We start from the raw sequence: 12,552 nt of genomic DNA, 5'->3' as shown, positions 1-12,552 counted from the left end.
TTAAAGGTTGCCGGTTGCTTTCAGTAATTGATAGTATTGTAATTGTGCCGTCACTTCTGCGTTTGTCAGGTCAAACCTGGATTGCAGCAGTTGTGTTTCTGCATCCAGCAGGTCTGTCAGCAGTGACAGCTGATTGAAATAGGTGTTATTCACGATCCTGAAATTCTCCCTTGCCTGTTCAATGTTTGTCCGTGCTACTTCAATACGGGTAAGCGCTTCTGTGTACCGCAGGTAGGCGGCTCTGACCTCCTGGCGCACCTGATCCCTGGTATCGGCATGTTCTATTTCCTGTCTCTCCAGGTTAATCCTGGCTTCTTCTTTCTTATGTTTATTCTGGTAGAAAGCAGAAATGGGCAGCCCTGCTTTAACGCCTACCTGTCCCAGTCCGTACAGGCTGATGGCATAAGGGAAGAAGGCTATCTGCGGATAGGTGTATGCGTATTCAGCATACAATCCTACTTTAGGCAGGGTGGCCGATTTTACTTCCTTGAGTTTCAGTTCGCTCAGTGCTGTTTCTTTGCCGGAAATCTTAAATGCAAAGGAATGTTCGTAGGCGTCAGCGAGGTATTCTTCGTAGCTGCGCATGGGTATGTGTGCTATGGCGAGGCTGTCTGCAGCAATCTGGTTGTCGGTGCTGTCAGGCTGACCTATCATAATGTTCAGCCGTTGATTGGCAATTTTAATACTGTTACGGATTTCCAGCAGGGACATTTTCTGTTTGGACAACTTCAGTTCTGCGCGTAGCACATCTGTTTTCAATACTACGCCATGCTGCAGCAGCTGCCTGATTTCTTCCAATTCCTTTTCCCGTTCGGCAATATCCTGCAGCATTACTTTTTCGTAGGTGCGGTACCGGTAGATATCGAGGTAGTGGGCAGCGGCTTTGTAACGTATTTCAGTAGCGGTGAGGTTGCGCTGTTCTCTGGCCAGCTCGCTCTCCGTCTGCCGTACTGTAATTTCTCTGGTGGTTTTACCGCCGTTATACAGGTTCAGGTAAGCATCTGCGCCTATCTTATAGAATTCATGCACCACGGGAAATTGCGAGGGCGCATTAAAAAGGCCATCTTCATAAATGGCCAGGTTGGATACGCGTGCATAAAGTCCGTCTGCTTTTATTTCAGGCAGACGTTCATCTTTGGCGGCTTTTACTTTCTGGTCCATGCCCTGCACACGGAGGTATTGCATCTGCAATTGTTTATTGTAGACTTCCGCTTGCTTCCATACTTCCGGTAATGTGAGGGTGCGCTGTTCAGGGTTCTGACTGATGGCTGTTTTCCAGGGTAGTAATACTGCCAGCATCATACCTGTAAGCCATTTAATACTAATAGAAGACATATTGAATCTAATGAAGATGCAAAGTTCCATCCATCCTGATTAAAATATTTTCTATAAATTGCCATAAACTTGTTAGATCCGGCCAAAAATGACAAATCCCAAATCTGAGTTAGTATTGGAAGAAGTGGACCTGATACCGGATTCCGCTTTTATATGGCACCAGAAAACGGAGCATTATTTTCCTTTTCATAAGCATAACAAAGGACAGCTGACCTATGTTGAGGGGGGTGTGGCATTTTTATATACCCGCGATAAAACATATTTTCTGCCGGCCCGCCACTACATGTGGGTACCGGCCGGTGTGGAACACTATTTCCAGCACCGGTACCCGGAGAATTTTGTGCGTACCATTTATTTTTTTACAGATGAGGGAGATGACAAAAATGCTTTCTTCAGCCAGACAGGCATCTATCCGGTCAATAACCTGTTGCTGGAGATGATTCTGTTTTCGGAGAAATGGGATAAGCAGGATGTACTTCCCGGCTCACAGGGCTACAGCTTTATCAGGGCTATCAAAAGCATTCTTCCTGACATCAGCCTGCTCCCCCTGCCCATCAACCTGCCAACCACACAGCATCCCCGGATGCGGCCCATATTAAAGTATATACAGGAGAACCTCTCAGAACCGCTCACCCTGGAAAGCATAGGGCATACGTTTAATTTCAGCGAACGTACGCTGACAAGGCTATTCCGTTCCACTATGGACATATCCTTCTTTCAGTACCTCAAGCTGGCCCGTATGACCAAAGCCATGGGCTACCTGCTGGAAACAGATAAAAACATCAGTGAAATAGCCTGGGATACAGGGTATAATAGTGTATCTGCTTTCAGTAACACGTTTTATAAGCTGGTGGGGAAAAGGCCGTCGGAGTTTCTTTAATTCGTAACTCATTCATTTCTTTCTCGCATACGCCACCCTGTAAAACTCATACCCTTCCTCACTTCTATCCGGCATATACCGTTGTCTGTAGGCGGCGGCGCCCATGTCTTCCAGAAGTTCAAGATCGAATGACAGCAGATAATCTTTCAGTTCTTCAGGGCGGAATCCGAAGGTCCATTTTTCTTCCAGGGCGGAAACGTCCTGCAGGAGCTTTTCTCCGCCGGTGTATGCGGCAGGGGTTTCCAGCACTTTTTTATCGATATAGGTAAAGATGATGCAGGATCCTGATTTAAAGCGCCTGATGAAGGCAAAGGTATTATCGATGGCTTCCGGGGAGAGGTAGTTGGTAACGCCTTCCCAGATCACGGCAGTAGGCCGCGAGAAATCGAAATGATGCATGGCACTCAGCTGGTCGAGGCTTTGCTTATTAAAATCTATCTGGTAGAACCGGATGCGGGAAGGTATTTTTTTATTACGCAGTTTAGTGAGTTTAAAGCGGGCGGTGTTGGGATGGTCAATTTCTATGACTGGTACATTACCCAGCGAGGATAGCCGGAAACCGCGTGTGTCAAAGCCGGCCCCCAGTATCATCACCTGTTCCACGCCATGCTGAACGGCGTCATTGAGCAGGTCATCGATATATCTGGTACGGGCAATACCGGAAGTATAGGCGCCTGGAATTTTTTTCCGGATAATTCTTTCTGCCAGTGTTCTGACCGGAGACAGGCGGCATAACCAGGCCCATATTTTCAGGCTGCCGGAGAGAAAGAGGTGTGCATAGTTATCGGTAAATAATCTTTTTTCCTTTGGCCGGGTAGTTTCCAGTGCGCGGAACAAGGCCATATACTGAGCTGTTTTGCTGGTTGCTGTAGCCTTCATGTTGTGTCTTTTGGAGAATACCAATATACGAAATTTTTGCCGGGATAAATGCGTATAGGCATTAACGATAGAGACGGGTTAGTTGATTATTTAATTATTTAGTTATTTAATTATTTGAGATTTTTTTCCTGGTGGCAGGTTTGCCGGATGCAGGTAGCAGATAATGCTGGTTTATATAATTGATTTATAACAAGATAAAAAGGTTGCTTTGCAGTGTGGTGGAGGAAATTAATCCGGTATCCGGCAGAACCGGGGCCTGCGGAGGGTTAACAGTATGGTCATTTCATAATTTTTTGCGATTATTGCAATAAAATGCATATTTTTAGAAAAAAATCTAAATCGCACTGCGAAAATGAGCCACTCATTAAATATTGACAAATTAGACTTACAGATTATCTCAGAAATGTCAACTGATGCCGGTATCTCTTATGCCGAGCTGGGTAAGAAATTATTTGTTTCCGGGGGTACTATTCATGTACGCATTAAAAAGCTGCATGAAATGGGCGTGATACAGGGTACGCGGCTGCAGGTGAATCTGCGCGCCATCGGGTATGATGTGCTGGCTTTTATCGGTATTTACCTGGAGAAAAGCTCCCTGTATGAAAATGTGGCCAGACAGCTGCTGAAGATCCCGCAGATAGTGCGACTGAACTATACCACCGGAGCCTATAGTATGTTTGCGGAAATTATCTGCCGCGACAGCGGCGAGCTGCGGAAGATATTACAGGATGACCTGCAGCATATCAAAGGTATTGAGCGTACAGAAACCATTATCTCGCTGGAAGAAAGTTTTTCCCGGCCTATTAATGTCAGCGAAGTTATTTAACACACCATATGAATGAAGGCTGTCCGCAGCCTTCATTTTTTTTTGCGACCTCCTTCTTCTCCCTGCAACCCTTCTCTCAAAAAAATATTTGGAAAGTAATCGTCTTTTCCTATTTTTGTACTAAATAGTACACAATGGCAGGGAGATCCAGAATTTTTGATGAGCAACGGGTAATACAGCTGGCAACAGCAGTATTCTGGGAGAAGGGCTACGAAGCCACTTCTACTGACGACCTCCAGGCTGCCATGGGTATCGGCAAAGGCAGTTTCTACAACGCTTTCCCCGGAGGCAAAAAAGAAGTTTTTGAAAAGGCCCTGGATCACTTTAATACCGCCGCATTTGAACAGTTGCAGCAACAGGTGGCTGTCAGTAAAAAGCCGGTCTTTGCCATCCTGGAATTTTTCCGCAACATCGCATCAGATAACCGTCATACTCATATGAAAGGTTGCCTGATGGGTAATACCATTGCTGAGTTATCCAATGTAGACAAGGGGCTGGAGCAGAAAGCCGCCCGCCGCCTGCAACAGATGGAAACCCTGTTCCGGGAAGTGATTACCGCTGCGCAGCTGAATGGCGACCTGACTACCAAGGCGCCGGCGGATCTGCTGGCGCGGCATCTGCTGAACCTTTGGAACGGACTGGGCATTACCCGCCGTATGTACCCGACGCAGGCCGGCCTCGCCTCCCTGATCGAAATGAACCTGGCCGTTATCAGTTAAATTTTTTTATTCATTTTTGTACTAAATAGTACAATTTAAAATATCACTATTATGCATACCGTCACTTATCACCAGGCAACTGTAGATGGATTACAACTGTTTTACCGGCAGGCCGGAGATGCCACCGCCCCGGTTATACTTCTGCTGCACGGATTCCCGTCATCCTCGCATATGTTCCGCGATCTCATCCCCCTGCTGGCGGAGCGCTACCATGTTATTGCACCGGACTATCCCGGATTTGGCCACAGCAGCCACCCCACGCCGGAATCATTTGAATACAGCTTCGATCACCTCTCTGTAGTAATGGAACATTTCATCGACCACCTGCAGCTTCGCCGCTTTCATCTCTACGTGCAGGACTATGGCGGCCCTATCGGATTCCGCATCGCTGTCAGACGCCCGGAACTTATCGCCTCCCTGCTCATACAAAACGCCAACGCCTATACGGAAGGCCTCGGCCCCTTCGTACAACGTGTTGGCGCCTTACAGGATGCCGGCGACTGGGCAGGTATGAGCGCCCTGTTCGATTATATGATCAGTGAAGACGGTATCAAAGATGATTATATGCATGGCGCTAAAAATCCGGCGCGTATTTCTCCTGACGCCTGGAAAACAGATGCCTCCTTCATGAATACAGCCATACAACGTACCCTCTTTGCCAACTACAAAACCAATTTCCCGCTGTATCCGGTATGGCAGGCATACCTGCGGCAATACCAGCCCCGCACCCTCATCACCTGGGGCAAGCATGACCGCATATTTCCCGGAGAAGGCGCGGTAGCCTATCTGAAAGACCTGCCGGAGGCGGAACTGCACCTGCTGGATGGCGGACATTTTGTATTGGAGGAATATCACCGGGAAGTGGCTGCCCTCATCAGAAAATTCATCGGTTAAAACAAAAACGCTCCGCCGTCATGGCGGAGCGTTTCATTATCTTTTACTGCCTGCATACAACTCGTATTCCAGTAAGCGGCAATCAATGGTACTGGTATAAAATTCAATGCGCCGTTTTGCTTTCAGCCCTATCTTCTTCGCCAGGTCCAGGTTGCCGGTGAAGATATATCCGAAGTATCCCTTACACTGCTGCTTCATAAAGTCACCTATCCGCCCGTAGGTATCTTCCAGTGCCTGTATTTCTCCCAGACGTAATCCGTATTCCGGGTTCATATACACCACACCGCCGGCATCCTGCGGCACTTCAGTGGAGGCAAAATCGCAGACTGCGAAGGTAATCATATCGTCTACACCCGCAGCCCTGGCATTTTTGCGGGCATTCTCAATAGCCTGCGGACTCAGATCCGTAGCTATAATACGCAGACCGGGCGCTTCAGTTATCTGGTTTTCCAGCCGGCCTCTCTCCTCCTGGTACACTGCCTCATCATATCCGATCAGGTGCATAAAGGCATAATTGCTGCGGAAAAGACCCGGGCGGCTGTTGGTCGCTACAAGAGCTGCTTCTATAGCCACGGTACCGGAACCGCACATCGGATTGATAAACGGAGATTTCCGGTCCCACTGCGTGGCAAGGATAGTGGCAGCAGCCAGCGCTTCCAGCATCGGCGCTCTGCCTGGTATCTTACGGTAACCGTGACGGGCCAGCGAATCGCCGGAAGTATCTACAAAAATCTCTGCCTGTTCATTTTTCCAGAAAAGGTGTATCACGCCTCCGCTCAGCTCAGCACCTGTAGAAGGGCGTCTGCCATGCTTTTCGCGCATACGGTCAATAATAGCGTCCTTCACCCGGAGGTTGGCGAACATGCTGTTATTGATCGTTTCGTTCTGTACGTTGCTGGTAATGGAGAAATAACCATCTGCAGGAATCAGTGTTTCCCAGGGATAGGTATGAAGTTCCCGGTAGATCTCGTCCGCATCGCGGGCTTCAAATTGTTTCAGGCTGTAGAGTACCTGGCTGGCGCAGCGCAGGTTGAGATTAAGCCGGATACACTCATTCACAGACGCATAAATACGCACCCCTGTTACAAAAGTTTCTTCCACCTGAAATCCCAGCTCCTTTACTTCCTGCTCCAGGTAAGGCGTTAAGCGCTTGTTACAGGTGATGGTAACAGCGGCTTTCTTTGTATATAAAGACATAATGGCCGCAAATTACCAATAAATATCCTATATACCGTTAGCGGCAGTCAGGATTACGGGCTGTCCATCCGTAATAACGATGGTATGTTCGTGCTGTGCTACATATCCGCCCTTGTTTCCGACAAGGGTCCAGCCATCAGGAGCCTGATTCGCATAATTGGAGGCAGTGGAGATGAATGTTTCAATAGCCACCACGCCATTGGTACGGAATCTGGTTTTAATGCGGCGCTCATAGCAATTGAGAATATCTTCAGGGGCTTCATGCAGTTTTCTGCCGATGCCATGTCCGGCTAAATTACGGATAACACCATACCCTGCCCTTCCGGCTTCCTTCTCAATCAGTTTCCCGATCTCTGAAATTTTCACCCCGCCGCGTATCTGTCCGAGGGCTTTGTAAAGAATAGCCCGCGATGCATCCACCAATGGCTGATGCCCGTGAATATCCTCTCCCAGCACAAAGGACCCGCCATTATCCGACCAGTATCCATCCAGCTCCGCCGAAACATCTATATTCACCAGATCTCCCTCCTGCAGTATTTTATGGGCAGAAGGAATGCCATGGGCAATCTCATTATTCACACTGATACAAGTCCATCCGGGAAAGCCATAAGTCAGCCTTGGCGCAGACTTAGCGCCAAAACCATTCAACACCTCCCCGCCAAAATCATCCACTTCCCTGGCGGACATACCTGGTCTGGCATAATTCCGCATCTCTTTCAGTGTAGTAGCTACCACTTCACTGATCCGCTTCATTCCCTGTAATTCTGCTTCTGAAGTAATTGACATAATGATGCTTTTTCCAAAAATAGAGAAAAATTAATTACGAATTACGAATTGCGAATTACGAATGAGAAGCGAAGATTAAAGCGGATAATAATTAAGTATCCTTCTTTAATCTTCGCTTCTCATTCGTAATTCGCAATTCGTAATTCGTAATTATTTTATTTTATACGCTTCATTCTGCTCCATATTTTTATTGGCGTTCATTTCTGATTGCGGAATGGGCAGGATGGTTTTGCCGTTGCCGGGTTGAATGGCAATGGTGTTGGTGCCGGAACGGTATTTTGTGAAGGCGAGTTTGTTGCGGGTGAGGTCGAAGAGGCGGTGACCTTCGAAAGCAAACTCTTTACGGTTTTCGTCCAGGATCAGGGCCTGAAGGGCAGCGCCGGTAGCGGCGGTGGGTGTCCAGGAGGCGTCGGCGCGGGTGGCGATAGTGTTGAGATCCTGTGCCGCAGCGGCATCCAGGCCCTGACGTTGACGGGCTTCTGCCCGGATCAGGTACATTTCGGCCAGGCGGATCACTTTAACCGGTTCTTCAAAGCTGGTGTTGTTGATATATTTCAGCACCAGCATAGCGGGGTCTTCGCCGTCCTTGCGCTTGCCTTTGGTAATATATCCGCGGCGTATGTCCGTAGAGGCGTAGGCGTTATAGAGATTTTCGGAGGCCAGTGCATCGCCGTAACTGCCGGACTGCCAGTAGAAGTTTGCGAGGGCATCGCTACCCGGATTGTCCAGCAGGTTGTATTGCAGTTCAAAGATAGACTCCGCATTATTCAGCTTTCTCCCCTCTTCAATATACTGGCTGCGGCTCAGCAGCGTATAGTAACCATTAGTGATGACATCAGCGGCAAGGGTATCCGCTGCTACCCAGTCTTCGCGGTAGAGCTGCACTCTTGCCAGCAGCGCTTTGGCTGCATAGTGGCTCATCCTGCCACGCATAGCCGTCTTGAAGCCTACCGGCGTTTTCGGCAGCAGGCTGATGGCTTTGCTGAAATCAGCGATCACCTGATCGTATACTTCTTTTACCTTATTGCGGGAGGGCGACTGGATTTCATCTTTGTTGGTACCGCTCTTCAATACAACGGGAACGCCAGTATGATCTGCCGCTGTGGTAAAGTTGTAAGGCATGGCATAAAAACGTACCAGGTCGAAATGCGCCATGGCGCGGAGTGCATAGGCTTCCCCCATAATATGCCTTGCTTCTGCCTGGTCGGCCACCGGGTAGTCCACCTTTTCCGCCTTGCTGATGAGCAGGTTGGTGTTGGCGACCACGCGGTACAGCTGGTTCCACTGACTGGCAGCATATCCATCTGTAGCTACCGTATTGTATTGATCGTAAGCCAGGTACCGTCCCTGGTTTTTCTTGCTGATGTATACGTTATCGCTCATCAGGTCAGGCAGCAAGGTAGTGGTTCTGCCATAGCCATTGATGCTCTGCATCAGGGAATAGATACCGGTAATAGCGGCGCGTGTTCCCGGCAGATCCTGTATAACCAGGCTGGCATCCGTCTGCTGCTGCGGATCTATCTGCAAAAAATTTTTGCTGCAGGAGGCAGTTATCATCATGCCGGTGACAGCAAATATGTAGTGTAATTTTTTCATCTTCCAAAAGTTATTTACGGTTAAAACTTAATATCCAGCCCCAGCAGGTATGTTTTATACATCGGGGCATTCTGGTCTGCCTGCCCGTCGATACCCACTTCCGGGTCGAAGTTCATACGCTTGTCCTTGATGTAGGTGAACAGGTTGCTACCTCTTACATACAGGCGTACGCCCGCCATCCTGGCCGCTTTTATCCAATGCTGCGGCAGGTCATAGGATAAGGAAACATCTCTCAGACGGACATAATCGCCGCTATATAAGAACCGGGTGGAAGAAAAATTGGAGGAGCCGGATTGTGTACCGTCATAATCCATTTTCGGCACATCGGTGATGTCGCCGGGTTTACGCCAGCGGTGATCGTAGGTGTAACGCGGCAGACCGGCAGCGCCGTTCAGGCCGGAATTACCGTCGGAGTTGGCGTTGGCGCCCCAGTTATCGTAGATCTTATTACCGAAATTATAGGAGAACAGGAAGCTGAATGTAAATCCTTTATAGGTAAGGGTGTTGGTTAAACCACCAAAATATTTCGGTAATGCGCTGCCCTGGTTGTATTGCGCAGCTTTGCCGAATTCGGTGGTGGTTTTACTTTCCGTGCCATCAGTATACCACAGCGCCGTTCCTGTTTCCGGATCAACACCGGCATAACCGCGCAGATACAGCTGGTAAAAATCGCCACCGATAAACCTGTTGTAGTAACCGGAGAGAATAGGATTATTCAGTGCCGTGATACGGTTTTTCAGCGTTGATATGTTGAAGCTGGTTGTCCAGCCCAGGCCATGCTGCGCCGGTACCAGGTTTTGCGAAGTGATTTCAAACTCCCATCCGCTGTTTTCCATTTTACCGATGTTGGACAACAGGCTGGTAGTGCCGTTGGTGGCAGATACCGGCAAATCCAGCAGCAGATCGGAAGTGGTGCGGGTATAGTATTCTACGGTACCCGTTATACGATTTGAAAAAATACCGAAGTCAAGTCCGGCATTGAATGGTTTATTCTTTTCCCATGTCAGTACAGAGTTACCGTATTTGGAGAACACATAGCCCGGTTTCTGATCGTAGTCAGCATCCGTAACGGTGTACAATGCGCGGGAAGCGAAGTTCCCGATATCCTGGTTCCCGTTGACGCCATAGCTGGTGCGCAATCTCAGTTCAGAGACAATGCGCTGTGATTTCATAAAGGCTTCTTCTGCGATGTTCCAGGAAGCACCTACCGACCAGAAAGTACCAAAGCGTTTGTCCGCACCAAAGCGGGAAGATCCGTCACGGCGCACGGAAGCACTCAGGTAGTAACGTGATTTAAACTGATAGGCCGCATTGGCAAAAACGGAATTCAGGGAGTTGGAAGTAACGTTGGAGCCAGCGGCAGTAGCCTGTGCGGCATTATCCAATGTAAAGGTATTAGGCAGGAAGTTCTGCGCTTCCGCATTGTTGCCGGACCCGGTCACCTGCTGTGCTTCATAGCCGAGATAAGCATTTACACCATGTTCCCCGAAAGTCTGATTATAGCGGAAGATGCTGGTGTTTACCCAGTTCAGTGTACGGTAAGTGGAGTATCCTCCTTTACCACCGTTGCTGCGGGCGGTACCTACGCCGCTTTTATAAAACACCTGCTGGTCATTGTAATTGAAGTCAATGCTGGCCTGGTTTTCAATGCTGAAGTGTTTATTGAATTCATATTTTGCGCTACCATTTCCAACAGCGCCGTAATCAGCAATGGTATTCCAGTTTTCTTTTACTACTGCTACCGGGTTGTAGGCATTCAGGTACCCCAGGTCGTAGGAGCCGTCAGCTTTATAGATACGCAGCCAGGGCTGATAGCGCTTGTACATACGTACCGGATTGCCGTTGGAGCCTTCGTCCGGCTGAATGTTCATCCGGCGGTGACTGAGCTGCATGCCCAGGTTAAACGATAATTTTTCCGTTGCCTGGTTATGCATTTTCAGATTGGCGGTGTAGCGTTTGAAATCGCTGCCTTCCAGGGCCGCCTTACTGGTATAGTAGCTGCCGGAGAGATAGAAGGTGGTTTTTTCTGTTCCGCCTGCGGCAGATAAATCGTATTGCTGGTACTGTCCCGGACGGGTAAGTACATCGAACCAGTCGGTATTCACGGTGGTGTCTACACCGCCACGTTTCAGTTCGGCCGGGAAGCCGGCTGCTGCGTTGCCTGCGTTGACCCATCCTTCTCGCAGCAGCTCCACCATTTCGGTGGTGTTCAGGGGATATTTATCTTTAGACAAAGTCACTTTGTTAAAGCCGGCCTGTACGGCAGCATTGAATTTTGTCTTACCGCTTTTTCCCTTTTTGGTGGTAATCAGGATAACGCCGTTGGCTGCGCGGGAGCCATAGATGGAAGCTGCGGAGGCATCTTTCAGAACGGTAAAGCTCTCGATGTCAGCGTTATTGAGACTGCTTACACTGGTGGCAGCCAGTGGAACACCGTCTACCACATAGAGCGGGGCGCTGCCTGCATTGATAGAGCCGATGCCGCGGATGCGGATATTCGGCGCTTCGCCGGGCTGGCCGCTGCCATTGGAGGCAATTACGCCGGCCACGTTACCTTGCAGGTTTTCCTGGAGGGAGGCGCGCGGAGAACGGGCGTAGGCTTCCGGTTTTACGGTAGCCGCAGAGCCGGTGAAGCTCGCGCGTTTCTGGGTGCCGTAAGCTACTACCACCACTTCGTTGAGAGGGTTCAGGCCATCGGGCAGCGCCAGGGTGATATGAGCTTCGTCGTTATTCAGTGTAACCGTTCCCGTAGCTTTTTCATATCCGATGGAAGAAGCCACCAGCTTATAGGTTCCGGGCTTCAGCCCTTTGATGATAAATTCTCCTTCCTGGTTGGTGGCAGCACCCTGGGAGGTACCGGCAATATGCACCGTAGCGCCGGCCACCGGTTCGCCTTTGGCGTCGGTCACCTTTCCTTTAATGATGCCATTATCTTTCTCTGCGCCGGTAGCCGGTTCCGGACTAAGTTCTGCTACATTATAGATGATAAAGTGATCATTCACCACCCGGTATTTCAGCGGGGTGCCTTCCAGTATCAGCGTCAGCTGCTCTCCGATGGTACGTGCGCCTTTGGGCACATGAATACCGGTAATGGCCGATACCTGCTCCTGGTTGTAGATGAAACGGATTTCCGCCAGCCGTTCCATACGTGTAAGCACTGCTTTCAGCGATTCGTTCTGCACGCCCATTGTCAGCAGCTGCCCGGCTTTGCCCTGCCCTTTTGTAGGGCCCGCCAGCATCAGCTGGGTGCTGACAATCAATAACGCGGTGATGATAAGTTGTATTCTCATAATGAAGGACAATGTTCCTGGTGTGACTCCCTTTTTCCGGGGTTTGCTCCGGGCACGGCAAGGCGCTTCTGCCCCGGGCAAAAGAATGTTTTTTTGCATAAATTGCATTTGGTTTTAAGTGTCAGTAAAGTATTTAAGACCGCTTCAGCA

Annotated in this window: 10 protein-coding genes; 4 read left to right on the top strand and 6 right to left on the bottom strand. The window is 49.3% G+C overall.

Going from position 1 to position 12,552, the window contains the following annotated elements:
- Positions 1-1,335: a TolC family protein gene (locus GWG06_RS25825; RefSeq protein ID WP_160717133.1), complete on the bottom strand. Its 1,335-nt coding sequence runs from the start codon at positions 1,333-1,335 to the stop codon at positions 1-3.
- 88 nt (positions 1,336-1,423) lie between these two features.
- Between GWG06_RS25825 and GWG06_RS25820 the strand changes: the two genes are divergently transcribed.
- A complete protein-coding gene (locus GWG06_RS25820) occupies positions 1,424-2,215 on the top strand; it encodes a helix-turn-helix transcriptional regulator (protein ID WP_127035908.1) in 792 nt (263 codons plus the stop codon).
- Positions 2,216-2,227: 12 nt separating this feature from the next.
- On the opposite strand, the gene GWG06_RS25815 is transcribed toward GWG06_RS25820, so the two are convergent.
- Positions 2,228-3,094 (bottom strand): class I SAM-dependent methyltransferase, encoded by an 867-nt coding sequence (locus GWG06_RS25815; protein ID WP_160717131.1) that lies wholly within the window; start codon positions 3,092-3,094, stop codon positions 2,228-2,230.
- A 352-nt stretch (positions 3,095-3,446) separates the two neighbouring features.
- On the opposite strand from GWG06_RS25815, the gene GWG06_RS25810 reads away from it, so the two are divergent.
- The 3 genes from GWG06_RS25810 to GWG06_RS25800 all read left to right on the top strand — a co-directional run bounded on the left by GWG06_RS25810 (position 3,447) and on the right by GWG06_RS25800 (position 5,533).
- Positions 3,447-3,920: an Lrp/AsnC ligand binding domain-containing protein gene (locus GWG06_RS25810; protein WP_127035904.1), complete on the top strand. Its 474-nt coding sequence runs from the start codon at positions 3,447-3,449 to the stop codon at positions 3,918-3,920.
- A gap of 134 nt (positions 3,921-4,054) precedes the next feature.
- Positions 4,055-4,639, top strand: a complete 585-nt coding sequence (locus GWG06_RS25805; protein WP_160717129.1) for a TetR/AcrR family transcriptional regulator — start codon at positions 4,055-4,057, stop codon at positions 4,637-4,639.
- Positions 4,640-4,690: 51 nt separating this feature from the next.
- Positions 4,691-5,533: an alpha/beta fold hydrolase gene (locus tag GWG06_RS25800; RefSeq protein ID WP_160717127.1), complete on the top strand. Its 843-nt coding sequence runs from the start codon at positions 4,691-4,693 to the stop codon at positions 5,531-5,533.
- A gap of 36 nt (positions 5,534-5,569) precedes the next feature.
- On the opposite strand, the gene GWG06_RS25795 is transcribed toward GWG06_RS25800, so the two are convergent.
- From GWG06_RS25795 to GWG06_RS25780, 4 genes are all read right to left on the bottom strand, one after another.
- Complete coding sequence (locus GWG06_RS25795) at positions 5,570-6,730, bottom strand: THUMP domain-containing class I SAM-dependent RNA methyltransferase (protein ID WP_160717125.1); 1,161 nt, start codon at positions 6,728-6,730, stop codon at positions 5,570-5,572.
- A gap of 27 nt (positions 6,731-6,757) precedes the next feature.
- Entirely contained in the window at positions 6,758-7,516 is a 759-nt protein-coding gene (gene map, locus GWG06_RS25790; protein ID WP_160717123.1) for a type I methionyl aminopeptidase, read from the bottom strand.
- A gap of 150 nt (positions 7,517-7,666) precedes the next feature.
- The gene (locus GWG06_RS25785) at positions 7,667-9,112 is read right to left on the bottom strand and encodes a RagB/SusD family nutrient uptake outer membrane protein (RefSeq protein WP_160717121.1); all 1,446 of its coding nucleotides are present in this window, start codon (positions 9,110-9,112) and stop codon (positions 7,667-7,669) included.
- A gap of 20 nt (positions 9,113-9,132) precedes the next feature.
- Positions 9,133-12,402, bottom strand: a complete 3,270-nt coding sequence (locus GWG06_RS25780; protein WP_160717119.1) for a SusC/RagA family TonB-linked outer membrane protein — start codon at positions 12,400-12,402, stop codon at positions 9,133-9,135.
- Positions 12,403-12,552: the final 150 nt, after the last annotated feature.

Origin of the sequence: Chitinophaga solisilvae (assembly GCF_009928525.1) — a bacterium.
Taxonomy (GTDB): Bacteria; Bacteroidota; Bacteroidia; order Chitinophagales; family Chitinophagaceae; genus Chitinophaga; species Chitinophaga solisilvae.
Note: the sequence above shows the minus strand (reverse complement) of the source record. Positions and strands in the feature narration are given on the sequence as shown.